General features: G+C 60.2%; 21 protein-coding genes. 15 read left to right on the forward strand and 6 right to left on the reverse strand.

What is annotated here, in order from left to right:
* Positions 1 to 92 precede the first annotated feature (92 nt).
* Positions 93 to 506 (forward strand): response regulator, encoded by a 414-nt coding sequence (locus CKW17_RS00790; protein ID WP_095118272.1) that lies wholly within the window; start codon positions 93 to 95, stop codon positions 504 to 506.
* 69 nt (positions 507 to 575) lie between these two features.
* Positions 576 to 1,241, forward strand: a complete 666-nt coding sequence (locus tag CKW17_RS00795) for an HAD-IA family hydrolase (RefSeq protein ID WP_095118273.1) — start codon at positions 576 to 578, stop codon at positions 1,239 to 1,241.
* A gap of 121 nt (positions 1,242 to 1,362) precedes the next feature.
* On the opposite strand, the gene CKW17_RS00800 is transcribed toward CKW17_RS00795, so the two are convergent.
* A complete protein-coding gene (locus CKW17_RS00800; RefSeq protein WP_095118274.1) occupies positions 1,363 to 2,022 on the reverse strand; it encodes an isoprenylcysteine carboxylmethyltransferase family protein in 660 nt (219 codons plus the stop codon).
* A 218-nt stretch (positions 2,023 to 2,240) separates the two neighbouring features.
* The gene (locus CKW17_RS00805) at positions 2,241 to 3,137 is read right to left on the reverse strand and encodes a LysR substrate-binding domain-containing protein (RefSeq protein ID WP_095118275.1); all 897 of its coding nucleotides are present in this window, start codon (positions 3,135 to 3,137) and stop codon (positions 2,241 to 2,243) included.
* Positions 3,138 to 3,249: 112 nt separating this feature from the next.
* Here CKW17_RS00805 and CKW17_RS00810 point away from each other — a divergent pair, with 112 nt between their 5' ends.
* The 3 genes from CKW17_RS00810 to CKW17_RS00820 are packed head-to-tail and all read left to right on the forward strand — an operon-like array spanning position 3,250 to position 5,500.
* On the forward strand, positions 3,250 to 4,272 hold the full coding sequence (locus tag CKW17_RS00810; RefSeq protein ID WP_095118276.1) for an aldo/keto reductase: 1,023 nt from the start codon (positions 3,250 to 3,252) through the stop codon (positions 4,270 to 4,272).
* Entirely contained in the window at positions 4,269 to 5,066 is a 798-nt protein-coding gene (locus tag CKW17_RS00815) for an SDR family NAD(P)-dependent oxidoreductase (protein ID WP_095118277.1), read from the forward strand. The genes CKW17_RS00810 and CKW17_RS00815 overlap by 4 nt, the downstream gene beginning before the upstream one ends.
* Before the next feature lie 23 nt (positions 5,067 to 5,089).
* Positions 5,090 to 5,500, forward strand: a complete 411-nt coding sequence (locus CKW17_RS00820) for an SRPBCC family protein (protein WP_095118278.1) — start codon at positions 5,090 to 5,092, stop codon at positions 5,498 to 5,500.
* A 129-nt stretch (positions 5,501 to 5,629) separates the two neighbouring features.
* On the opposite strand, the gene CKW17_RS00825 is transcribed toward CKW17_RS00820, so the two are convergent.
* The gene (locus CKW17_RS00825) at positions 5,630 to 7,024 is read right to left on the reverse strand and encodes a HAMP domain-containing sensor histidine kinase (protein WP_095118279.1); all 1,395 of its coding nucleotides are present in this window, start codon (positions 7,022 to 7,024) and stop codon (positions 5,630 to 5,632) included.
* A complete protein-coding gene (locus CKW17_RS00830; protein WP_095118280.1) occupies positions 7,002 to 7,685 on the reverse strand; it encodes a response regulator transcription factor in 684 nt (227 codons plus the stop codon). The genes CKW17_RS00825 and CKW17_RS00830 overlap by 23 nt, the downstream gene beginning before the upstream one ends.
* Before the next feature lie 307 nt (positions 7,686 to 7,992).
* Between CKW17_RS00830 and CKW17_RS00835 the strand changes: the two genes are divergently transcribed.
* Complete coding sequence (locus CKW17_RS00835; RefSeq protein ID WP_007914999.1) at positions 7,993 to 8,922, forward strand: membrane protein; 930 nt, start codon at positions 7,993 to 7,995, stop codon at positions 8,920 to 8,922.
* A gap of 39 nt (positions 8,923 to 8,961) precedes the next feature.
* On the opposite strand, the gene CKW17_RS29495 is transcribed toward CKW17_RS00835, so the two are convergent.
* Entirely contained in the window at positions 8,962 to 9,156 is a 195-nt protein-coding gene (locus tag CKW17_RS29495) for a hypothetical protein (protein ID WP_141234538.1), read from the reverse strand.
* On the opposite strand from CKW17_RS29495, the gene CKW17_RS00840 reads away from it, so the two are divergent.
* From CKW17_RS00840 to hcnC, 4 genes are all read left to right on the forward strand, one after another.
* On the forward strand, positions 9,140 to 9,688 hold the full coding sequence (locus CKW17_RS00840; RefSeq protein WP_371850945.1) for a hypothetical protein: 549 nt from the start codon (positions 9,140 to 9,142) through the stop codon (positions 9,686 to 9,688). The genes CKW17_RS29495 and CKW17_RS00840 overlap by 17 nt on opposite strands.
* Positions 9,689 to 9,928: 240 nt before the next feature.
* On the forward strand, positions 9,929 to 10,246 hold the full coding sequence (gene hcnA, locus CKW17_RS00845) for a cyanide-forming glycine dehydrogenase subunit HcnA (protein WP_095119005.1): 318 nt from the start codon (positions 9,929 to 9,931) through the stop codon (positions 10,244 to 10,246).
* Positions 10,243 to 11,652 (forward strand): cyanide-forming glycine dehydrogenase subunit HcnB, encoded by a 1,410-nt coding sequence (gene hcnB, locus CKW17_RS00850; RefSeq protein WP_095118282.1) that lies wholly within the window; start codon positions 10,243 to 10,245, stop codon positions 11,650 to 11,652. The genes hcnA and hcnB overlap by 4 nt, the downstream gene beginning before the upstream one ends.
* On the forward strand, positions 11,645 to 12,904 hold the full coding sequence (gene hcnC / locus CKW17_RS00855) for a cyanide-forming glycine dehydrogenase subunit HcnC (protein ID WP_095118283.1): 1,260 nt from the start codon (positions 11,645 to 11,647) through the stop codon (positions 12,902 to 12,904). The genes hcnB and hcnC overlap by 8 nt, the downstream gene beginning before the upstream one ends.
* A gap of 118 nt (positions 12,905 to 13,022) precedes the next feature.
* Here the strand turns inward: hcnC and CKW17_RS00860 are convergent, their stop codons facing one another.
* Positions 13,023 to 14,831: a monovalent cation:proton antiporter-2 (CPA2) family protein gene (locus tag CKW17_RS00860; protein WP_095118284.1), complete on the reverse strand. Its 1,809-nt coding sequence runs from the start codon at positions 14,829 to 14,831 to the stop codon at positions 13,023 to 13,025.
* 1,165 nt (positions 14,832 to 15,996) lie between these two features.
* On the opposite strand from CKW17_RS00860, the gene CKW17_RS00865 reads away from it, so the two are divergent.
* The 5 genes from CKW17_RS00865 (at position 15,997) to CKW17_RS00885 (ending at position 23,535) form a co-directional block, all read left to right on the forward strand.
* Entirely contained in the window at positions 15,997 to 19,641 is a 3,645-nt protein-coding gene (locus CKW17_RS00865) for an indolepyruvate ferredoxin oxidoreductase family protein (RefSeq protein WP_095118285.1), read from the forward strand.
* A gap of 63 nt (positions 19,642 to 19,704) precedes the next feature.
* Positions 19,705 to 20,769: an AfsA-related hotdog domain-containing protein gene (locus CKW17_RS00870; RefSeq protein ID WP_095118286.1), complete on the forward strand. Its 1,065-nt coding sequence runs from the start codon at positions 19,705 to 19,707 to the stop codon at positions 20,767 to 20,769.
* Complete coding sequence (locus CKW17_RS00875; protein WP_095118287.1) at positions 20,766 to 21,947, forward strand: NADH:flavin oxidoreductase; 1,182 nt, start codon at positions 20,766 to 20,768, stop codon at positions 21,945 to 21,947. Before CKW17_RS00870 ends, CKW17_RS00875 begins: the two co-directional genes overlap by 4 nt.
* Positions 21,944 to 22,717: an SDR family NAD(P)-dependent oxidoreductase gene (locus CKW17_RS00880; RefSeq protein ID WP_095118288.1), complete on the forward strand. Its 774-nt coding sequence runs from the start codon at positions 21,944 to 21,946 to the stop codon at positions 22,715 to 22,717. Before CKW17_RS00875 ends, CKW17_RS00880 begins: the two co-directional genes overlap by 4 nt.
* Positions 22,717 to 23,535 carry an SDR family oxidoreductase gene (locus tag CKW17_RS00885; protein WP_095118289.1) on the forward strand — a complete coding sequence of 273 codons (819 nt, stop codon included), beginning with the start codon at positions 22,717 to 22,719 and terminating at the stop codon, positions 23,533 to 23,535. The genes CKW17_RS00880 and CKW17_RS00885 overlap by 1 nt, the downstream gene beginning before the upstream one ends.
* Positions 23,536 to 23,545 lie beyond the last annotated feature (10 nt).

A 23,545-nucleotide genomic window follows, 5' to 3' on the forward strand; every position in this document is an offset into this window, starting at 1 on the left:
AAAATGAATTTCTGCAGAGCCCGCTGCTCATACCAGTTAAGCAGCGGATTCAAGCCGCTAAATCGTTAATGCAATTCAGGGAGTGCAGTTCCATGTGCCCAACACCGACGGCGGACGCGCACCTTCCTGGCGGGTTGATTCTGGTAGTCGAGGACGATCCGTTGATTCTGGAGTTTCTTTGCGAAATTCTTCAGGAGGAAGGTTTCAAGGTCGAGCCGCACACCAGCGCCGACGCCGCATCGCAATATCTCGAGCAACACGCGCCGGAAGTGGCGCTGCTGCTGACCGACATCACCATGCCCGGCACCCTCAATGGTGCTGATCTGGCCAACCTGGTCGGCGACCGCTGGCCGGACAAGCCGGTGATGGTCATGTCCGGCTACGAGACGCCCGAGACCTCCGGGGTCAAGCATTCGGTGGCGTTCATCAAGAAGCCCTGGGCCATCGGTCAATTGCTCGACTGCGTCGACAGTGCTTTCAAGTCCAAGGCACCGCGTCTGCACTGATAGGCTGGGTGGATCGAGCGGGCAAGTGCTACATTGCCCGCCCGGTCTTTTGCCAGAGGATGCGACCCTTTGTCTGCTCACACTTGTGTATTCGATCGCGCATTTGGCGCGTTTCTGTTCGACATGGACGGTACCGTACTTAACTCCATTGCTGCCGCCGAGCGGATCTGGGCGGCCTGGGCCGTGCGCCATGGTGTCGATGTGGAAACCTTTTTGCCGACCATTCATGGCGCGCGTGCCATCGACACGATCAATCGCCTGAACCTGCCGGGCGTGGATGCCGAGGCGCAAGCGGCGTTCATCACCGAGGCGGAAATCGCAGACGTTGAAGGCATTGTCGAGATTCCCGGCGCGGCGAAGTTTCTCAACAGCCTGCCCAGAGATCGTTGGGCGATGGTGACGTCGGCACCACGGGATCTGGCCTTGCGGCGCATGGCGGCGGCGGGGATTCCAGAGCCTGCGCTGATGATCACGGCTGAAGATGTGCAGGCCGGCAAACCTGATCCGGCCGGCTATTTACTGGCTGCGAAACGTCTTGGCCAGGAGCCGCATGATTGCCTGATCTTCGAAGACGCCACCGTCGGTATTCAGGCTGCCGAAGCGGCTGGCGCGGCGTTGATGATCATCACCACGACGCATCAGCATCCGCTGGAAACGGCGCACGCGACGTTGGCCAGTTACGTTGGCATCCGCGTTGCAGTCGACAGCGACGGCCTGCACCTGCAACGCAACTGACAAACACAATCCCTTGTAGGAGTGAGCCTGCTCGCGATAGCGGTCTGTCAGACACATGGATTTGACTGACCCACCGCTATCGCGAGCAGGCTCACTCCTACAGGGGGACGGTGTTCGCAAATCAATAAACCCCAGGCAGCAACCGCCAACTCCGCGCGCAATAGGCGTCATACTCCGCCCCAAACTGCGCCCGCAGCAGCGCTTCCTCCGAATGAATCCGGGCAATCAACGGGATCAGCGTCAGCGCCGCCAGCAACAGCCCGACCACCGAACGAAACGCCAGCGCCCAACCCACAGCATTGACCACCAGCCCCAGATAGCTCGGATTGCGCAGGTGTTGATAGATGCCATCCGTCACCAATCGGTGCCCCGGCTGAATCGCCACCAACCCACTGAACCGCCGCCCCAGCACAAACACCGGCCACAGTCGCAGCGCGCCGCCGATGATAAACAGCAAAGCGCCGAGCCAGCGCACGCCTTCACCACCAAACGTCCAGAAGTTCACCCGGTCGCAGTAGGCCGGCAGAAAACCACTGACCAGCCCGATCACACCGAACGCCGGAATCACCCAGCGATTGGCGCGGTCTTCACGCTCGCCAGCACTCAGGTTGACCTCACTGAACAGTGAAGCAATCACCATCGCCACCGTCGCCAGTGCGACGATCACCAGCGAGCCATGGGAAAAGAACATCGCCACACCGCCAATGCCCCACACCGCCAGACCCAGCCAGGCGAGGGTGGCGAGTACCGCGACGACGGTCATTTGCGCAGACATTTTCATGGCGATCTCACGGCTGGGTGCTGATCCGTTGAGTGTAGATCCGCCACAAAACTGTGGGAGCGAGCCTGCTCGCGAAAGCGTTGGGTCAGTCAAATTCGATGTTGGATGTGCCGGCCCCTTCGCGAGCAGGCTCGCTCCCACAGGGATCGGCGTCGTACATAAAATGCGAGATCACCTTCTGAAACTGTGGGAGCGAGCTTGCTCGCGAAGGGGCCATGTCAGTCAGCAGATACCTTGTCGTCAGTCAGGACTTTGCGGAACGTCTCCACCAATGGCCGCAAATTGATCCGGTGCCACGCCGCCCACAATGGCGTAGTCAGCGTCAGCCACGGCAGTTCACGCAACACCACACCCGGCGGTGCGTTATGGCTCAAGCCTTTCTGGATCATCGCAATCCCCAGCCCCGACGCTACCAAGCCCAGCGCGGTAAAAGGCTCGGTCGCCTGCATGCGCACATCCGGAGTGAACCCTGCGCGGATGCACGCGCTGACAAACTCATCGTTGGCATCCTGACGCGGCTGCACGCCGATCCATTCCTGCTCGGCCAGATCCTGCGGACTCAACGAGGCCTGTCGGGCTAAAGGATGATGCTCCGGCAACGCCAGCAGCATCGGCTCATCCAGCACCTGAAAGCCCAGCAGATCCGGATCGTCGTCGGTCGGCGGTTCACTCACCAAGGCAATATCGAGACTACGCTGTCGCAGGCCTTCCAACTGCTCGGCGGAACTGAGGTTGTACAACGCGACATGCACATTCGGCCGATCGGCGCGCAACACGCGCAAGGCATTGGGCAGAACCCCGGCGTGCATGGCGTTTTCGATATAGCCGATGCACAGGCCGCCTTCTTCGCCGCGACCCAGACGTTTGCCGAGGGATTCCAGGCGATTGGCGTGGGTCAGCAGGGCGCGGGTTTCGGCGAGGAAGGTCTGACCGTCGCGGGTCAGACGAATGCGTTGCTGGCTGCGCTCGAACAGGGTCAGGCCCAAGCGCTCTTCGAGCTGGGCGATCTGTCGGCTCAGCGGTGACTGGGAAATGTGCAGCCGTTCGGCGGCGCGGCCGACGTGTTCTTCCTCGGCGACTACAACGAAGTAGCGCAATTGGCGGATGTCGATCATGTCAGACCTATAGGGACTCAAGTGCTGCGCATTATGTCTTGGACGGTCTAGGTGTCGCAATCTAGGATCTGCTCAACGGTCACACCGACTCAGAACCTACGAGGAAAATCCAATGAGTTTGAAAGACAAACTGCCCGGCCAACTGGGCTTCGGCACCGCGCCACTGGGCAACATGTTCCGCGCCATCCCGGAAGCCGAAGCGCAAGCGACCGTGCATGCTGCGTGGGAGGCCGGCGTGCGTTACTTCGACACCGCGCCGTTTTACGGCTCCGGTCTATCGGAAATCCGCCTCGGCGAAGTACTGAAGCAATATAAGCGCGACGACTATGTGCTGAGCAGCAAGGTCGGCCGGGTGATTCTCGATGAAATCGAAGACGCCGCCGCCCGCGATCTCGGCGAGAAGAGTGGGGTGTTCGAACACGGTCGCCCGAACAAGATCGTCAATGACTACAGCGCCGACGCGACTATGCGGTCAATTGAAGACAGCCTCAAGCGCCTGCAAACCGATCGCCTCGACATCGTCTGGGTGCACGACATCGCTCAGGATTTCTACGGCGATCAATGGCTGGAATACTTCAATCAGGCCCGCACTGGCGCATTCAAAGTGCTGACCCGCTTGCGCGAAGAAGGCGTGATCAACGGCTGGGGCCTGGGCGTGAACAAAGTCGAGCCGTGCGAACTGACCCTCGACCTCAGCGAAGCGCAGCCGGATGGCTTCCTGTTGGCCGGTCGCTACACGCTGCTCGACCACGAACGCCCGCTGCAACGCCTGATGGATGCAGCGCTGGCGCAGAACGTTGAGATCGTCGTCGGCGGCCCTTATAGCTCAGGAATTCTGGCGGGTGGCTCGCACTTCGAATACCAGCAGGCCAGCCCTGAGATCATCGCCAAGGTCGAACAGATCAAACGCATCGCCGCCGCTTACAACGTCGATATCAAAGCTGCTGCGCTACAGTTCTCGCTGGCCAATCCAGCGGTTGCGGCGGTGATTCCCGGCGCCAGCAAACCCGGCCGAATTGCTGAAGACGTCGCCGCATTGTCAGCCGTTATTCCTGCCGGTTTCTGGCAGGCGATGCGTGACGCCAGACTGGTTTCCGAGCGTGCACCATTGCCAATCGATGAGGTGAAAGCATGAAGATTGATCTGAGTGGAAAACTGGCCATCGTCAGCGGCAGCACCGCTGGCATCGGTCTGGGCATCAGCCAGTCGCTGGCCGAGTCCGGCGCCACCGTGGTGGTGATCGGCCGCGACACGGCCAAGGTCGAGCAGGCGCTGGCGAGCATTCGGCAGAAAGTGCCGGGGGCGCAGTTGCGTGGTTTGACCGCGGATCTGGGCACCGCTGAAGGTGCGCAAAAACTGTTCGCCGCTGAACCGCGTGCCGACATTCTGGTGAACAACCTCGGCATCTTTAATGATGTGGATTTCTTCGAAGCGCCGGACAGCGAGTGGACGCGTTTCTATGAGGTCAACGTGATTTCCGGCGTGCGTCTGGCGCGGAATTATGTGCCGGCAATGGTCGAGCAGGGCTGGGGTCGGGTGATCTTCCTGTCCTCCGAGTCTGGCGTGGCCACGCCAGCGGACATGATCAATTACGGTGTGACCAAAAGCGCCAATCTTGCGGTGTCCCACGGTCTGGCCAAACGTCTGGCTGGCACCGGGGTGACGGTCAATGCGATCCTGCCGGGGCCGACCTTTACCGATGGCCTGGAAGACATGCTCAAGGATGCCGCCGCCGAATCCGGGCGTAACCTGCGCGATGAAGCCGACGCCTTTGTACGCAAGGCCCGCCCGACCTCGATCATCCAGCGCGTAGCGGATGTCGAAGAGGTCGCGCATCTGGTGACCTACATTGCTTCGCCGCTGTCGTCGGCCACCACCGGCGCCGCGTTGCGCGTCGATGGCGGCGTGGTCGACAGCCTCACGATCTGAATTCCCGAGAGAGACATTTATCTATGCCAACAGCATCTGCAACCATCGACATCCCGGCCTCGGCCGATCAGGTCTGGCAATTGATCGGCGGCTTCAACACGCTGCCCGATTGGCTGCCGTTCATTCCCAACAGTGAACTGAGCGACGGCGGCCGCGTGCGCACCTTGCAAACCGCTGACGGCGCTGTGGTGGTCGAGCGTCTGCAAGTGTTCGATAACGCGGCGAAGACTTACAGCTATTCGATCGAACAGGCACCGTTCCCGGCGACTGATTATCTGGCGACGATCAAGGTTGAAGCCCAAGGGCAGGGCGCCCGGGTGACGTGGTCGGGGCGCTTTAATGCCAAAGGCGTGAGTGATGAGGAAGTGGTGGCGCTGTTCAGCAGCATCTACCAGGGTGGCCTCGAGGCACTCAGAGCCAATTACCCAACCTGAGTTGATGATTGTTCCCACGCTCTGCGTGGGAATGCAGCCCGGGACGCTCCGCGTCCCTTTCGCAAGCTGGAACGCGGAGCGTCCCTTGAGGCATTCACACGCAGAGCGTGGGAACGATCATGTCGGGAATCAGGAATTCTCGATCAGGCTCTGCCGGCAATCGAGCACCAGTTTCGCCCCACCCAGATCACTGCTGCCGACTTCAAGACTGAAGCCATGCAAGCTGACAATCGCCGCGACAATCGATAATCCAAGGCCAAAGCCACCCTGCGGCTGCCCACCCTCGGCACGATAAAAGCGCTGGAACACCGCCTCACGTTCAGTCTCGGGAATCCCCGGCCCTGAGTCGTGCACTTCAATCCGCGTCTGCCCACCCGCGTTCACCCCACGCAACATCACCGTGCCGCCGACCGGGGTGAACTTGATCGAGTTGCTGAGCAGATTCGCCAATGCCTCGAACAGCAATGCCCGATCACCGTTCAGCGCCGGTAATGTTTCCGGCATGTTCAAGTCGAAACGCAGCTCGCCTTCCTCGGCCAGTGGCAGATAAAACTCATGCAGTTCTTCCAGCAGTTGCACCGGGTCGAGTTCGACAAAACCCGAGCGCCGCTGACGATCCTCCAGTTCGGAAATCCGCAACAACCCGCGAAAGCGCGCCATCAGCGTATCCGCTTCCGCCAGCACCAGATCCAGCTGCGCCGCTTCCTGCGAGCCTTCGCCAGCCTGCTGCTGCATGCGATACAACTGCGCGCGCAGGCGCGTCAGCGGGGTGCGCAAATCATGGGCGATGTTGTCGCAGACGCCTTTGACTTCATTCATCAAACGCTCGATGCGTTCGAGCATGGCGTTGACGATCGCGGCGAGCATGTCCAGTTCATCGCGGCGATTGGACAGGGGCAAACGGTGGGTCAGGTCGCCGGCAACAATTGCCTGGGCGCTGTCCTGAATCGCCCGGATGCGCCGCAACGGCCGACGGCGCAGCAAATGCCAGCCGGCAATGCCCGGCAGAATTGTCAGCGACACTCCCCAGAACAACGCATGCAAAATGATCCGCGTCACGGCGAACAGCGAACCGTTGTCGCGCAGCAACACCAGCCAGCGGCCATCGCGGGTTTGCGTGGCGACCGCGTCGCAGCTGTCATTGGGCAGGGTCGGGTCGTCGGAGTCGGCGCATTCGGCGAGCATGTGGATCTTGCCGTCCAGCGGCAGGCCTTCGGGGATCTGCTGCAACGCGCCGCTGAGGTAAACGCCGTCAGCATCGAACAAGCCATAAGCGTCGATGCCGCGAATATCGAAAGTCATGCTGGCGGCGAGCGCGTCTTCCAGTTGCTCACCGCGAAAGTGCGAAAACAGGTGCTGACGTTGCATCAGCGAGTGTTTGGCGAGGTTGTCGAGGTAGCCGGAGACCTCGTAATACATGACTCCCATGAGGATCGCGCTCCAGGCCACGAACAGCGAACTGTACAGCGCCAGCAAACGGCTGCTGGAGGAGCGCCAGCCGTCAGACGGGTTCGGCAATGACATAACCCGAGCCCCGTACCGTGCGGATCAGCGGCACATGGCCGGCGGCGTCGATCTTCTTGCGCAGACGGCCAATGTGCACGTCGATCAGGTTGGTGCCGGGGTCGAAGTGATAACCCCAGACCTCTTCGAAAATCATCATCCGCGAAAGGATCTGGCCGCTGTTGCGCATGAGGAATTCGAGCAACTTGTATTCGGTCGGCAATAGCGTCAGCACCTGTTCGGCACGGCGCGCTTCGTGGCTGATCAAGTCGAGTTCCAGGTCGGCCACCTGCAAGGTTGTCGCCTGAGTCGCGCCGCTGTTCTGTCGGCGCAGCAACACTTCGACCCGTGCGGCCATCTCGTCGGTGGCGAACGGTTTGGTCAGGTAATCATCACCGCCAGCGCGCAAGCCGCGTACGCGTTCATCGACATCGGAGAGGGCGCTGATCATCAGAATCGGTGTGGCCACGCCCATGGTGCGCAGGGTGGTGACGATGGCCAGGCCATCGAGTTCGGGCAACATGCGGTCGAGGGTGATCAGGTCGTAGTTGCCGCTCACGGCGCGGTCGAGGCCTTCGCGGCCATTGTCGACCCAGTCGACGTCGAGTCCGTGGCTGCTCAGTTCGGCGACGATTTCCCGCGCGGTCACGGCGTCGTCTTCGATGGTCAAGATACGAGTCATAGGCAGACCTGCTGATCGGTTCAAACGGAATGGCAGCATTTTGCCAAGAAAATCCGCTGACGCTTTAAATTAACTTTCATGTTCACCTGTCACAAACGCAGATTTCGAGCGCGATGGGTATTCGAGGCCAATGCATAAAACCCGCTGTTATCCGGCCCTTGTTGCAATTTGCAAGGTTTTAGGAAGTTCATTCTTTATAACAGCTTGAAATTAAACGACTTATTTAATTCTCGCGACTGGCACGGTCACTGCAATTCCTCTGATGACGAGTTGTAACACCATTTTTCATGCCTGGAGCAGAACAAAAATGAATAGATCCCCTGATGGGTTTTATCCCGCCGTTGAAGAGTCGAGCAGCGTTTCGGGCGTCTCCTGGGGCGCGATCTTCGCCGGTGCGGCGGCTGCCGCTGCACTGTCGATGATTCTGGTCCTGCTCGGTTTCGGTTTGGGTTTCTCTGCCGTTTCACCGTGGGCCGGAGAGGGCGTCAGCGCCAAGGGCCTGGGCATTTCAACGATAGTCTGGCTGGCGGCGACGCAAATCATCGCTTCCGGCATGGGTGGTTACATCGCCGGTCGCCTGCGGGTGAAGTGGGCGAACATGCACGGTGACGAGGTGTATTTCCGCGACACCGCGCACGGCTTCCTTGCCTGGTGTGTGGCTACGTTGGTTACCGCAGTGCTGGTGGTCGGTTCGGTCAGCAGCGTCATCAGTGGTGGTGTGCAGGCCGGTGCCAGTGTGGCTGGCGGTGCTGCCAGCGCGATGACCCAAGCGGCCGGCTCTGCTGCAGCGAACACCGACAGCAACCAGTACGGTTACTACATCGACAGCCTGTTCCGCGATGACCGTCCAGCTTCGGTCAGCGATGACGCCGCGCATGGCGCCGTGGCCCGTATCTTTGCGCAAAGTCTGGCCAATGGTCAGCTGAGCGCCGAAGACCGAACCTACCTGGCGCAACTGGTCGCCCAACGGACCAACCTGACTCAGGCCGATGCCGAGCGCCGCGTCGATGAGATCTACGCCCGCACTCAGAAAGCCCTGGCCGACGCCAAGCTGAAAGCTCAACAAGCCGCCGACACCGCTGCGAAAGTCGCTGCCTGGACCTCGCTGTGGATGTTCATCTCGCTGCTGGCCGGTGCGTTCTTCGCCAGCCTCGCCGCTACCTATGGCGGTCGTCGTCGGGATGCCGTCGAGTACGTTGAAGTCGACACCTACACCACGACCACTCCAGTCCGTTAAACAAGGAGCATGACCATGCGCTCACTACTGCTGTTTTTCCTAGGCGTACCGATCCCGATCATCATCCTGATCGCCCTGTTCGTGCACTGAATGCTCCATTGAGGCCCATGCCTCGGCCGCTTCGACCTTCGGGTGGAAGCGGCTTTTTGCTTTCTGGCGGGCAACAAGGGGAGAATCCGCGTCGGCAACGGGGCGGCCGTTGCGCACACGTTTAAGGATGAATACGTTGAACAAGCAAGCAATCAAACGAAAAGTCGTCGAAATGCTCGATAGCGGGCATTCCAGAACCGAAACTTTCAAGGCGCTTTCGGGTGGCAAGGTCAAGGATCGAGTGCTGGCGGGCTGGATCGGGGCGCATCCGGATCCCGCCCTGAGAAAACGACACGCCGTTAAAGTCAACATACTGGTCGCGCTGATGGGTATCTGGGGACTTCTCGGGGGGATAGCCGGGCTTCTTCAAATCAATGACGGCGGCATCGCTATGGCATTGACCATGGTGTTGATCATTGGCGTTATTCCGCTCGTGTTTGCGTGGGGCTTTTACAAGGGGATCGCGCTGGTTTACACAATCTATGTCACCTTCACGATCAGCCAGATTCCTCGTGAATTTTACGGCTTCAGTGAAGAGCCCGTGTCGACTCTGCTCGGCGTGGCGTTCATTTTGGCCATGGTGTTCTATGCCGCCTGGATCAAATCCCTGCTGTTCCCGGACTTGGGCTTCATCGGCGCAAAAAAGATCAAAGGGCAGTTCGTCTTCTCCAATTGATCGTTGGACAATCCAACCGCTTTCACTGGCCTGGATCAATATTTCGAGCGGCGAGATCGCCTAACGTAAATGATCCCGGCCTTTGCTGAGGTATGAACTACAGTGCTTCACGCGCACCTTGTTGCGCTGACGGAGTACGCGTCGACGCCCCAATCACCGCAACAATAAACGCGTCGACACGCTGTAGTGCAGCAAGGAGCTGACACCACCTCAACCGAACCTTCACGGATGAACATCGCAATGCACTGCCAAGAAAGAACTTTCGATATCCAGCCGTTGGCACAGGCGGATATGACAGTCCACATCAACGGTCAAGCGGTCACCGCCGCCATCGGCGAAACCGTCCTCAGCGTTATTCAATCACTCGGCGTACGCCAGATTGCCCGCAACGATCACGACCAGATCACCGGCGCCTATTGCGGCATGGGCGTGTGCCAGTGCTGCCTGGTGAAAATCAACGGCCGGCACAAACGCCGTGCCTGCCAGACCGTGGTGCGTGACGGCATGCACATCGAAACCCAGGTCAACCGCATCACCGCGCAGGAGGTGGTCGTATGAACCTGCAACCGGTCATCGTCGGCGGCGGCCCGGCGGGGATGGCGGCGGCCATCGAACTGGCGCGCCACGGCGTGCGCTGCACCTTGCTCGAAGAAGCTTCACGGCTTGGCGGTGTGGTCTATCGCGGGCCGCTGCGTGACGGCGTGCAACTGGATTATCTCGGCCCGCGTTACTCCGAAGCGCTGGGCAAACTGCACGGTGATTTTCAGGAGCAGGCCGGGCTGATCGACGTGCGCCTCAACCATCGCGTGGTCGGCGCCGAAGGCACCCGCGCCTTGGTGGTGCTGGATGGCGACGAGCAACTGCACGAAATTGAGTACCCGCAATTGCTGTTGGCCGCCGGTTGCCACGAACGCAGCGTGCCGTTTCCCGGCTGGACCTTGCCGGGGGTGATCATGCTCGGCGGTCTGCAACTGCAAATCAAAAGTGGCGTGGTCAAGCCGCAAGGGCCGGTGATTATCGCCGGCACCGGGCCGCTGCTGCCGCTGGTGGCGACACAACTGCATGCCGCGGGCGTCAGCGTTGCGGGCGTGTATGAGGCCTGTGCGTTCGGCAAGATCGCCCGTGAAAGTCTGGCGCTGCTTAATAAACCGCAGCTGTTTCTCGACGGTTTGAGCATGCTCGCCTACCTGAAACTGCACGGTATCTCGATGAACTACGGCTGGGGCGTGGTTGAGGCTCATGGCGAGGGCGAGCTGAAAAGCGTCAGCGTCGCGCCATATTCGGCCACTTGGGAACCGGACATGAGCCGCGTCGAGCGTTTCGAAGCCAAGACCCTCGCGGTCGGTTACGGCTTTATTCCGCGCACGCAACTGAGTCAGCAGATGGGCCTGGATCACGGCTTCAGCGACGACGGTTACCTGCGCGCCAACGCCAATGTCTGGCAGCAAAGCAACGAACCGCACGTGCATCTGGCCGGCGACATGGGCGGGATTCGCGGCGGTGAGGCGGCGATGCTTGCCGGCAAGATCGCGGCGACCTCGATTCTGCTGCAACGCGGTGTGCTTGAAGAGGAACTGGCTCGCGTGCGCCGCGACCGCTACCTGAGCAAACTCAAAGCCATCGTGCGTTTCCGCGCTGCCGTGGATCGCTACACCGAACGCGGCGTCGGCCAGACTGCATTGCCCGCCGCCGACACGGTGATCTGTCGCTGTGAACACGCGACCCGTGCCGACATCGACCTGGCGCTGGAGCAGGGCGTGCAAGACATCGCCAGCCTGAAAATGCGCACCCGGGTGAGCATGGGCGATTGCCAGGGGCGCATGTGCGTCGGCTATTGCAGCGATCGACTGCGCCAGGCTACCGGGCGCAAGGACGTCGGTTGGCTGCGCCCGCGTTTCCCGATCGATCCGATTCCTTTTTCTGCGTTCCAGTCTGTCGGCACGGAGGCCGCTGCCCATGAGTAAGTTCTATGACGTGGTCATTGCCGGTGGCGGCGTGATCGGGGCGTCCTGCGCCTATCAATTGTCCAAACGCAAAAACCTCAAGGTCGCGCTGATCGATGCCAAGCGACCGGGCAACGCGACGCGTGCTTCGGCCGGTGGTTTGTGGGCGATCGGCGAGTCGGTCGGCCTCGGCTGCGGGGTGATTTTCTTCCGCATGATGTCAGCCAACCGCAAGCGCGAAACCCAAGGCGCGGCGGTGGCGGTGGACGCGAGCACGCCGCATATCCTGCCGGAGTCGTTTTTCGATTTTGCCCTGCAGTCCAACGCGTTGTACCCGGCGTTGCACCGTGAGCTGAAAGACAACCACGGCATGGATTTCAAGTTCGAAAAGACCGGGCTGAAATTCGTCATCTACGACGACGAAGACCGGCTCTACGCCGAGCACATCGTCGGCTGCATCCCACACCTGGCCGATCAGGTGCGCTGGCTCGATCAGGCGGCGCTGCGCGAGGCTGAGCCGAGCGTCAGCCATGAAGCACGCGGGGCGCTGGAGTTTCTCTGCGACCATCAGGTCAGCCCGTTCCGCCTCGCCGATGCCTACATGGAAGGCGCGCGGCAGAACGGCGTCGACATCTTCGTCAACACCAACGTCACCGGCGTGTTGCATCACGGCAGCCGCGTCACCGGTGTGCAAACGGCCGAGGAGGGCGTGTTCCACTGCAAGACGCTGATCAATGCCGGTGGTGCCTGGGCGGCGGACTTGAGTGAATGGGCCACGGGCATTCGCATTCCGGTGAAGCCGGTGAAAGGCCAGATCCTGCTGACCGAGCGCATGCCGAAAATCCTCAACGGCTGCCTGACCACCAGCGACTGCTACGTGGCGCAAAAGGACAATGGCGAGATCCTGATCGGCAGCACCACCGAAGACAAAGGCTTCGACGTCACCACCACCTACCCGGAAATCGCCGGGTTGGTGCAGGGCGCGGTGCGCTGCCTGCCGGAGCTCAAGGATGTCAATCTGAAGCGCACGTGGGCGGGGCTGCGTCCGGGCTCGCCGGATGAATTGCCGATTCTCGGGCCGATGCGTGGGGTGGAAGGGTATTTGAATGCCTGCGGGCATTTCCGCACCGGGATTCTGACCTCGGCGATTACTGGCGTGCTGCTGGATAAGCTGGTCAACGATGAACCGCTGCCGCTGGACATCACGCCGTTTCTGGCGGATCGGTTTGCAGCAGCCCCGGTCAAGCAGGAGCGCACGCTAGAGCCGGCCTGACAAAGATCCCCTGTAGGAGTGAGCCTGCTCGCGATAGCAATCTGTCAGTAATGAATAAGTCGACTGACACACCGCCATCGCGAGCAGGCTCACTCCTACATTTGGTTTCTGGCAAGGCTCAGGATTTGCGGGATTCTTCTTCGAGTTGGTCGGATTCGAACAACCGCGCCAGTTCCGCCCGGGCTTCCTGGGCGGTTTGCAGGACTTTGGCGGCGTCGTCGTAGATCGCGTGCTGTGCCTCCAGCACCTGTTCGTCGTGATGCTTGAAGCGCTTGATCCGCGCATCGGCCTGGGCCTGGGTCAAACCGAGGCCGACCAAGGTGCGCCGGCTCATCTCCAGACTTGAGTAATACGTTTCACGAATCGCCTCCGCGCCAACGTCAACCAAGCGGTGTACGTGCTGACGGTTACGCGCCCGGGCGATGATCTTCATGTGCGGATACAGCTTGCGCACCACCTCGGCAGTCTTGATGTTGGTCTCCGGATCATCCGTGGCAATCACGAAATATTCCGCCTCGCCGACCTTGGCCGCATTGAGGATTTCCGGACGCATCGGGTCGCCGTAGAACACCGGCACACCGCCGAAACTGCGCGACAGTTCGATGGTTTCCACCGAGGTGTCCAGCGCGACGAATTTGATGTTCTGCGCACGCAGAATCCGCGCGACGATCTGGCCCATCCGGCCCATGCCGGCGATCACCACCCGAGGGGTGTCGGTGTCGATCTCACGGTATTTTTCCGGCACTTCCACCGGCTGCACTTTCGGGCTGACCAGCCGCGCGCAGAGCAACAGCAACAACGGCGTCACCGCCATCGACAGCGTGATGGTCAGCACCAGCAAGTCATACAGGCGTGGTTCGAACAGGCCCTGATCGCGACCGATCTTGAACACCACAAAGGCGAATTCACCACCGGCCGCCAAGACGATACCGAGGCGTATTGCACTGACCTTGTTCAAGCCACCCGCCAGACGCCCGACGACAAACAGCAGCGGAAGCTTCAGCCCGATCAACAGCAGCGTCAGCCCCAAAACGGTGATCGGCGCACTCAGCAGCAAGCTGAGGTTAGCGCCCATGCCCACGCTAATGAAAAACAGCCCGAGCAGCAGACCTTTGAACGGCTCGATCTGCGCTTCCAGTTCATGGCGATATTCCGAATCCGCCAACAGCAAACCGGCGAGGAACGCCCCCAGCGCCATCGACACACCGACCAGATCCATCAACCACGCCGTGCCGATCACCACCAGCAACGCCGTGGCCGTCGACACTTCCGGCAAACCGGTTTTCGCCACCACGCGGAACACCGGACGCAACAGATAGCGCCCACCGACCACGACCACGGCGATACCGCCGAGCACTTGCAAGGCGTGATTCAGGCCCTCGGCATTGCTGGTGTCCTGAGCACCACCGGCAAGCATCGGCACCAGCGCAATCAGCGGTATCGCCGCGATGTCCTGGAACAGCAAAATCGCAAACGCCAGCCGCCCGTGGGGGCTGGTCAGTTCCTTGCGCTCGGCCAGACTTTGCAGGCCGAATGCCGTCGAGGACAGCGCCAGACCAAGGCCAAGCACAATCGCACTGTTCAACGGTTGGCCAAACACCGACAGGGCCAGCACGCCAATCACCGAAGCCGTCAGCAACACCTGCGCCAGACCGACGCCGAACACCGATTTGCGCATCACCCACAAGCGTCGCGGCGACAGCTCAAGACCAATGATGAACAGCAGCAACACCACGCCCAGTTCGGAAATATGCGCGACGCTTTGCGGATTGCCGATCAGGCCCAACACCGACGGGCCGATAATCACGCCGGCAAACAGATAACCGAGCACGGCGCCCAATTGCAGACGTTTGGCCAAAGGCACGGTGAGCACGGCCGCGAACAGAAACACGACGGCGGCTTGCAACAGATTGCCTTCATGGGGCATGGGGGTTACTCCTGACAACGGTACGGCGGGGGCGACAAGGATAAGGGCTGAGTTCCTGTCACACCACTGGCACTTTCGGGTGGCGATTTTCGATTAACGTCTTTTGATGGGCGTAAAAGGCCTTGCGCTGAAGAGTGTCAGGCGCCTTGGGATTGCTTTGCGGACAAAGGCGCTTCGCCAATTATCTGGTTGGGTAAAGTTATACTTTGGTCTTGGAAGTCAGCGTGTGATATTGCCGAGCCATTGCGCGATAACTCGATAATCGCTGGCGATGGGCGAAGTTTTTAATTGGAGATTCATTCATATGTCATCGGCGAGTGTGCGGGTGGTCGATAATGCAAAGCTCGAAATGCCCGTATTACACCAGGCAGTTGCGTGAACTGGATAGTTCATAGTGTGCGACCTGTGATTAAATGTTTGTTACAACGATTGACAAGCTGAAGGCTCCGAATCTACTATTTTTCACCCGAGATGCTGGCTGTATATAACGGCTGTAATAAAGCGACCAGGATGGTCGCGAGAAGTTTTCACAAGGAATTGAAACTTTGTATCTGGACTCCATTGGATCGGAATCTCTACGCTTTCAGCGCGCTCCCTATATAGGTTTCAGCGTGGCGCAAGATCATGCGTCGGCTGAAATTCCGGCGTCATTATTGCGTCGCCAAATTCACGGCAGTCACTCGATAGGGTCCCGGGAAACCGCGGGTTCAGACGAGTTTATCTTCTTGAAAAATCGAAAACCCCTTTGCGGATTGTTTGCTTGCCAAACCGCAGGTAACGCGTTTTTGAACGGTTCTTAACGACGACTTCAAATCAGTCTGATCGAGGCGAGCATTCATGTGCTTGTCAATCCGTCACACTGCTCAGGTTTTCAGTCTTAAGTTGTACTCGCTATCAAGATAAGTACAGCTTTTAAAGTAAAGATTTCATAAGGATTTGAAGTTTTGTACTTGGATTAGTGTCGCGCCTTTTAACGAACATACAAACAAATTGATCGGCTCTCAATAAGTCGCGGAGCCGTGCGAGTGCGTTTTATGTGTGCGCTAACCAAGTGCTGATATCTCCCGGATCTTCGTCGAGTCGTGATCGTACGTTTCGATGCAACCTCTGCTGTAGTGCGCAAATAAGCACATTAAATCTGAAGTTTTCATAAGGACTTGAAACTGTGTACTTGGATTCCATTGATTCAGCGCGTCAACGCCTGCAACCGGACAAACTCGCGACTGCTGAGGCTCAGGCGACATTGTCGCGAATCGAGCGGTATGACAGTCGCTCGATGTACTGCCGGGAACACGCACTGCCCAACGAGCGGATCTTTTTGAGTGGTCAGCAGGCGCTGGTGAGGTTGCTGCTGTCGCAGGCCGAACTGGATCGATCCAACGGCATTCGCACGGCGGGGTTCGTCAGTGGCTACCGGGGTTCACCGCTGGGTGGTGTCGACCGCGAACTGGTCAAGGCCAAGGCTGTTCTGGCGAGTGCGAATATCCGTTTTCTGCCCGCGATCAATGAAGATCTGGCAGCCACGGCCCTGATCGGCACGCAGCGCGTCGAAAGTGATCCGCAGCGTCTGTATGACGGCGTATTCGGCATGTGGTACGGCAAGGGGCCCGGGGTCGACCGCTCCGGTGACGCGATCAAGCACGGCAGTTCCTATGGCTCCTCGCCCAACGGTGGTGTTCTGGTGGTCACTGGCGACGATCACGGTTGCGTGTCGTCATCGATGTCGCATCAATCCGACCGCACGCTGATCGCCTGGGGTTTGCCGGTGATTCATCCGGCAGGCCTTGATGACTACGAGCGCTGCGGTCTGTGGGGGTGGGCGCTGTCGCGCGTTTCGGGATTGTGGGTGGGGTTCAAGGCTATCACCGAAACCGTCGAGGCGACGGCCTCCGTTGAATCGATCCCGCTACCCGAGTTCGTCACCCCCGAGATCAATCCGGGACCGGACGGTCTGCATTGGCGCTGGCCGGACCTGCCGGGCATGCAGATCGAGCGCCGGACCGCGTTCAAATTCGACGCCGCCCGCGCCTTTGCCCTGGCGAACCCGATCGATACCGCGGTCACCGCGCCCGCCCGGCCAACGTTAGTGATCGGCGCGGTGGGCAAGGCGTATGGCGATGTGCGCCAGGCCTTGCAGCAATGTGGCATCTCCCTCGAACAACTGGAAAACGCCGGCGTTGCGCTGCTCAAGATCAACCTGGTCTATCCGCTGTCTCCTGTTCTGGAGGCCTGGACCCTGCGCGCCGGCAAAGTACTGATCATCGAAGAGAAGCAGGCGATCGTCGAAGAACAGCTCAAACAGAAGTACTACAACGCGGCGCATGACCAGCGTGCGGTGATCATCGGCAAGACCGACGAATACGGCCAACCGCTGATCTCGGATCACGAAGAGCTGCGACCGTCGCGCATCGCCGCACTGCTCAATCAGCGTCTGCAAGGTCTGGGCATTGATCTCGGTGTTCCCGATTTCTGGCGCCTGCCCAGCGTCTCGCGGGTGGACGACTGGATCCGGCGCACGCCTTACCTGTGTTCCGGTTGCCCGCACAACACCTCCACTCAGGTGCCCAAGGGCAGTGAAGCGCGGCTCGGTATCGGTTGCCATGCAATGGCCGCGCGCATGCCTGAGCGTTCGACTACAGGCAGCGTGCAGATGGGCGGAGAAGGGGTCGACTGGCTGGGCCAGGCACCGTTCGTGCAGACCCCGCACATCTTCCAGAACATCGGCGACGGGACCTTTTTTCACTCCGGATTCCTCGCGGTGCGTCAGGCCATCGCGGCCGGTGCGACCATCACCTACAAGCTGCTCTACAACGACGCCGTTGCCATGACCGGTGGCCAGCCGATCGACGGCAAGCTCACGGTGAAGAAAGCCGTTGAGCTGCTCAAGGCCGAAGGCGCGCAACGAATCGTGGTGGTGGCGGACGACCTGCAGCGTTATCAGGCGCATGACAGTCTGCCCCAGGGCATCGAAGTCTTTCACCGTGAAAAGCTCGAAGAAGTGCAGTTGCAACTGCGCGACACCCGTGGCGTCAGCGTGCTGATTTTCGATCAGGTCTGCGCCGTCGAGGGTCGTCGACGCAAGAAGCAATTGCCGGCCCCGCTGGTGAAGACTGAAGTGGTCATCAACGAAGCTGTCTGTGAAGGTTGCGGCGACTGCCAGGTCAAATCCAACTGCCTGTCGGTGATCCCGGTGCAAACGCCGTTCGGCGCCAAGCGTCGCATCGATCCGCATTCGTGCAACACCGATCTGTCGTGCATCAAGGGCTTCTGCCCAAGCTTTGTGACGGTGACCGGCAAGCCGCGGCAACGGCCGCGCAAACTCGCCGACAGCGCCCAGGTGCTGGCGCGGGCCGAAGCGCTGGCGCTGCCGCACGTAGCGCGTTCGCTCGACCTGCCGTATGAAATGCTGCTGGTGGGTGTTGGCGGCACCGGTGTGGTGACCGTGGCGCGGGCGATTGCCATGGCCGCTCACCTCGACGGACGCGCGGTCAGCGTGCTCGACTTTACCGGTTTTGCGCAAAAGGGCGGCGCCGTATTGAGCCACATACGTCTGGCCGGTGACGCCGATGCGTTGCACCAGCACCGCATCGACATCGGCGGTGCCGACCTGCTGCTTGCTGCCGATCTGGTGGTGGCCAGTGAAGACGATGCGCTGGCAACGCTGCGACCGGACAAAACCGTGGTCATCGCCAACAGTGCTCTGACCCAGACTGGCGCAATGCTGCGCAATACCGGACTGGGTATAGAAACCGACGCGATTCAAACGTTTCTGAAGCAAAAGGTCGGCGCCGAACAGTTCCACAGCCTGGATGCCGGTGAGTTGGCGAACAGTCTGGTCAGCCCGATGCAAGCCAACATGCTGTTGCTCGGTTACGCGTGGCAGAAGGGCACGATACCGGTGTCGCTGCCGGCGCTGAAAAAAGCCATTGATCTGGCCGGCAGCGCCGCGACCAACCATTTGGCTTTCGCCTGGGGCCGGTTGTGGGCGCAGGATTCGGCTTTTGTCGCGCCTTACCTGGAGCAACCCGTGGCTGCCGTGTCGACAATTGCGATCCGCGACATCAGCGACATGCGCGGCCGCCGCGAAAGCCTCGAACAACTGATCAACCATCGCAGCGAATTCCTCAGCGGCTACCAGAATGCAACGTATGCGGCGCGTTACCGCAAGGTCATCGAGCAACTGCGAGCGCTGCCGGCGGCCGGTGATGACAGCGCGCTGACCCAGGAAGTGGCACGCAACCTCTTCAAGCTGATGGCTTACAAGGACGAGTACGAGGTTGCACGGCTGCTCACCACGCGCAGTTTCACCGACTCGCTGAAGGCCCGCTTCGACGGCGGCATTCGTCTGAAATTCCACTTTGCCTTGCCGCTGCTGCGCAAGAACCAGGCGAGCACCGGCGAGCCGAAAAAGATCGCGTTTTCCGGCTGGATCCTGCCGCTGTTGAAGGTCCTGGCCAAGGGCCGGGTGTTGCGCAACACCCGGTTCGATCCGCTGGGCTTCTCTGCCGAGCGCCGCGAAGAGCGTCGCTTGCTCAATGACTACGAGCAAACCCTGCAACGCCTGTTGCCGAAATTGAACTCGGAGAATCTGTCGGCGTTCGTCGCCTGGGCAAATCTGCCGGATTCGATTCGCGGCTACGGCCACGTCAAGCAGCGCTCGATCGCGGCGGCGCGTCTGCGCGAGAAAGAACTCATCGAACAGATTCTGGCGGACAAGCCGGTCATTCACGGTGTCGAGTCATGGCAGCCATCCACCGTCATCGCCAGGCAACTGAGCGAGGAAGAGCGTGACGTGATGGAAGCCTCTTGACCGAAGGCTACGCCAGCCCCGCAGAACAACAAATACAACAACTACCGAGATGAGCTGATAACGATGAATAACGACAGCATTGCGCCCGACCTCCTGCACAAAGGTTCGGCTGACGACGTTTTGATTGGCGCCCCCAGAGACGCGCTGCCGCTGTATATGAACGAAACACTGATCGAGGCCAACGGGCATAACCCGTTGGTAGGCAATTACGCTGCAGGCGCCAACCAGCCACGCCGCTTCGAGATTGCGCCGCAGCTGCAGAAAAACAGCCGAATGGGTGCCGACGATGAATGGAATCGACTGAGGGCGCTGCCGTACCAGATCGTCGCCGCACAGCTGGAGGCCGCTGGAATCCTCAGCGACAGCCTGGAAACCAGCGTGGCCGCGCTGTGCGAATCGATTCCGGCGATCCGCCGCGCCAGTTCGTTCCGCTTCATCAATAACGCCGACAATTATTTCTTCTATCGCAAGGCGCACGAACATGTGCCGGGGACGATGTTCATCGAGGCGGCGCGGCAAGCGGTTTATCACCATCTGTATCACCACACCGACCATGCGCGCGGCGCTGTCACCGTCAGCGTCAATGAGCTGAACGCGAGTTTTTTCGCTTACGCAGAGCTGATGTATCCGATCGAACTGGTGGTCGACAACATGACCCCGAGCGATGCCACGTCGCCGAAGAAAATCCATCTGCGCGTTGCGTTCTATCAACGCCAGACCCTGTTCGCCACCGTCGACACCAAAGCCACCGTGATCGACATGCCGCTGTTCGAAAAGACCCGCAATATCTTCATCTACTGCAACGACTGGTTTGCACCGCTGCAACCGTTGAAGCTGACCTGCACGATCAGCGACGCGCAGGGGCGCAAGGTTGCGGTGCAGCTATTGGGCCTGGGCAAGAGCGGTTGCGTGACGACAACGGCGGATATGTCCGAGCCGGTCACTCTGCACATCGTCTATGAAGGCAAATTGAGTTTTACCGCCGGCATCCGCCGCGTCGGGCAGGGCAAGCATTCTTCGTGGCAATTCGCCGAGGTAGATTTCAAGGTCTTGCAAGTGATCAGCGACATGATCAAACGCGGCTTTGTCCACCTCGATGAGCCGGCCCTTGCGGCCTTGCAGCAATGATCGTGGCAAACCCCACTTTCCAGGCGGCCACCCAAACACTGCATTTCGGCACGCAGGCAGTGGCGAAGAATCGACTGTATTTTTCCTCGCTCGGCATGGATCTGTGTGACGAACACGGCTTCCCGCAACCGGCGTTTTTCTCGGTCTATCAAGCTTTGATGGACGGCGGCGCCGGGTTTGGTTTTCTCGGCAATGCCAGCGTCGACGCTGATGCACGCTACAACAGCCGTGGTCTGCGCCTGACCTCCGCGGCCCACGCGCAGGCCCTGCGGCCGCTGTTTGAAGCAGCGCGGGCGCGTGGCTTCCCGTTGGGCGTGCAATTGCAGCATTACGGGCCGCAGTCACTGCCGTCGAAGCAGGGAATCATTCTGACCCCCAGCGCCATCGCGTCGCCGACCATCCTCAGCGCGTACCCCGAGGCACGGGCGGTGGCGATGAGCGAGGCACAGATCCAGCGCTGCATCGAGCAGTTCTGTGTCGCCGCCCGCTATGCGCAACAGGCCGGCGCCACGTTGATCCAGCTACAGGCGTCCAACGGTTATTTGATCAGCAGCTTCCTTTCGCCAAAGACCAATCGGCGCGTGGATGACTGGGGCGGCACGCCGCTCAAGCGCGCCAGGCTGTTGCTTTCGATTGTCGACGGGATCCGCCAGGCCACCGATCACAAGGTCGCGGTCACTGTGCGCCTGGGCATGGATGACGGCCTCGGTGCAGAGGGCCAGCACGCCGCGCTGTTGGGTGACGTCGTCGCCGCGCTGGAGGCCAGTGGGGTCGCAGCGATTACCTGTTCGCTGGGCATCAGCGAGACCTTCCGTTTCTTTTTCAAAAATACCGGGCAAGCCCTGGCCATGTCGCGGGAAGGCTGCCGCTATCTGAAGCGTTTCGTGCGGATTCCGCTGGGCTTTACCGGTTCGGTCGCGGACGTGGCGCAAGCCGATGAAATCATCGCCAGTGGCGATGCCGATTTCGTCGGGTTCGGCCGCGCCATGCTCGCCGACAGCGACTTCGTCGCCAAGCAACTGGCGGGGCGAGCGGATCAGCTCAACCGATGCCGTGGCGACGCGTTTTGTTTCCGCGACAAAAAAGAGCCCATGGCCGAGCGCGTGTATTGCTGCGTCAATCCTGCCTACCGCCGGCCAGAACAACTCCAACAGCACTACGAGGAAAACCTGAAATGAATTTCACCGCCAAGATCGCTCTCGTTGTCGGGGGCACACGTGGGATCGGCTTTGATGTCAGCCAGAAGCTGATCGAAGCCGGCTGCATCTGTTACATCACCGGCCGCAACGAAGATGATGGCCTGACCGCGCAAAGTCGTCTCGGCGAAAACTGCACGTTCATCCGCAGCGACGTCACCGACGAAGCCTCGGTGGTCGAGCTGTTCCGCCTCATCAACGACAGGCACGGTCGACTCGATCTGGCCGTCAACAATGCCGGCGTCACCTCAAAACACGCGCCGATTCGCGACCTGGATTTCGCTGACTGGAAGCGCGTACTGGAGATCAATCTGCTGGGCCCGCTGCTGTTGCTCAAGCACGAAACCAACCTGATCTCCAAACACGCCGGCGGTTCGATCGTCAACGTCTCGTCCTGCGCCGGTCTACTCGGGGTTGCTAAACAAAGCGCCTATTCCACCAGCAAGGCTGCGCTGAACATGCTGACTCAGGTCTGCGCGATTGAATGCGCTGAAGAAGCCCTGCCTGAGCGGCATTCGATTCGCGTCAACGCCGTATGCCCCGGGCCGACATTGGGCGGCATGAACTCGGAAGAACGCCTGAAAGCCAACCCGGAGTCCACCCGGCACAAGCTGCAAGTGACGGCGATGAAGCGCTTCGCCAACCCTGGCGAGATTTCCGCCGCCATTCTCTGGCTGCTGAGTGACGCGTCTTCGTTTGTCACCGGCACCGTGATGCCGGTCGATGGCGGCTTTTCGGCCGGTAAATTCTGATGCACACCGTAAAGCGTAACCCCACTGCAGGTGTTCGCGAAAAGGCCAGCCACCGGGTGTTTATCACGGGCGTGAGCAGCGGCATCGGCGAGGCGCTGGCGCTGCTGCATTTGCAAAACGGGCATACGGTTTTCGGCACTTCGCGTCGTCAGCCCTATGGCCTGATGGACTATCCGGACTTCCATTTTCGGCCGTTCGATCTGTCCCGGCCGAGCGCGATGGACGAGCTGTTCGAGGACAACTTTGCCAGCGTTCTGGAACAGGGCGTCGACAGGGTTTTCCTGAATGCCGGGGTCAGCGGCAACGTACCAGGGCGTGCTGCGGAATTCTCGCTGGATGAGCTGCAGCATGTGCTCAACGTCAACGTGCTGGCCAATAAAGCCATGCTTGACCTCGTGCTGTCGTCTTCCCGACGCCCGACGACATGCGTGCTGTCAGCCTCGATGGCGGGCGTACGCTTTCGCGCGGGCACGCTGCCATACAGCCTGTCGAAAGCCGCGCTGGCGGCATTGGGCGGTGTTTACGCCGAGGAAAATCCGCAGGTCTTCTTCGCGGTGCTCGGTCTGTGCAACGTCGATACCGGTCTGTCCCGGCAGGTGAGCTTCAGTCAGCGCACTGCCGACTTCGCCGACCTCAAGTCGCTGCAGCAACGAGCCCTGGCGCCCGGTTACATGGTGTCGCCTGCACAACGCGCGAAGGACATGCTGGCGGTGATTGACGCGCCCGATGCCTACGGCATCAAGAGCGGGATATTCGTCGACATGCGCACGGCGCTGGCCGATCACCAGAAAGCGCAGCCGCCATTGTCTCAAGCGTAGTGAACGCAGG

Origin of the sequence: Pseudomonas sp. Irchel s3f10, from assembly GCF_900187515.1 — a bacterium.
Classification (GTDB): Bacteria; Pseudomonadota; Gammaproteobacteria; order Pseudomonadales; family Pseudomonadaceae; genus Aquipseudomonas; species Aquipseudomonas tensinigenes.

Coding starts and splice junctions, on each gene's coding strand:
- CKW17_RS00790 (WP_095118272.1), top strand. CDS start 93: ATGTGCCCAACACCGACGGCGGACGCGCACCTTCCTGGCGGGTTGATT.
- CKW17_RS00800 (WP_095118274.1), bottom strand. CDS start 2,022: ATGAAAATGTCTGCGCAAATGACCGTCGTCGCGGTACTCGCCACCCTC.
- CKW17_RS00805 (WP_095118275.1), bottom strand. CDS start 3,137: ATGATCGACATCCGCCAATTGCGCTACTTCGTTGTAGTCGCCGAGGAA.
- CKW17_RS00810 (WP_095118276.1), top strand. CDS start 3,250: ATGAGTTTGAAAGACAAACTGCCCGGCCAACTGGGCTTCGGCACCGCG.
- CKW17_RS00815 (WP_095118277.1), top strand. CDS start 4,269: ATGAAGATTGATCTGAGTGGAAAACTGGCCATCGTCAGCGGCAGCACC.
- CKW17_RS00820 (WP_095118278.1), top strand. CDS start 5,090: ATGCCAACAGCATCTGCAACCATCGACATCCCGGCCTCGGCCGATCAG.
- CKW17_RS00825 (WP_095118279.1), bottom strand. CDS start 7,024: ATGTCATTGCCGAACCCGTCTGACGGCTGGCGCTCCTCCAGCAGCCGT.
- CKW17_RS00830 (WP_095118280.1), bottom strand. CDS start 7,685: ATGACTCGTATCTTGACCATCGAAGACGACGCCGTGACCGCGCGGGAA.
- CKW17_RS00835 (WP_007914999.1), top strand. CDS start 7,993: ATGAATAGATCCCCTGATGGGTTTTATCCCGCCGTTGAAGAGTCGAGC.
- CKW17_RS00840 (WP_371850945.1), top strand. CDS start 9,140: ATGAATACGTTGAACAAGCAAGCAATCAAACGAAAAGTCGTCGAAATG.
- hcnA (WP_095119005.1), top strand. CDS start 9,929: ATGCACTGCCAAGAAAGAACTTTCGATATCCAGCCGTTGGCACAGGCG.
- hcnB (WP_095118282.1), top strand. CDS start 10,243: ATGAACCTGCAACCGGTCATCGTCGGCGGCGGCCCGGCGGGGATGGCG.
- hcnC (WP_095118283.1), top strand. CDS start 11,645: ATGAGTAAGTTCTATGACGTGGTCATTGCCGGTGGCGGCGTGATCGGG.
- CKW17_RS00860 (WP_095118284.1), bottom strand. CDS start 14,831: ATGCCCCATGAAGGCAATCTGTTGCAAGCCGCCGTCGTGTTTCTGTTC.
- CKW17_RS00870 (WP_095118286.1), top strand. CDS start 19,705: ATGAATAACGACAGCATTGCGCCCGACCTCCTGCACAAAGGTTCGGCT.
- CKW17_RS00875 (WP_095118287.1), top strand. CDS start 20,766: ATGATCGTGGCAAACCCCACTTTCCAGGCGGCCACCCAAACACTGCAT.
- CKW17_RS00880 (WP_095118288.1), top strand. CDS start 21,944: ATGAATTTCACCGCCAAGATCGCTCTCGTTGTCGGGGGCACACGTGGG.
- CKW17_RS00885 (WP_095118289.1), top strand. CDS start 22,717: ATGCACACCGTAAAGCGTAACCCCACTGCAGGTGTTCGCGAAAAGGCC.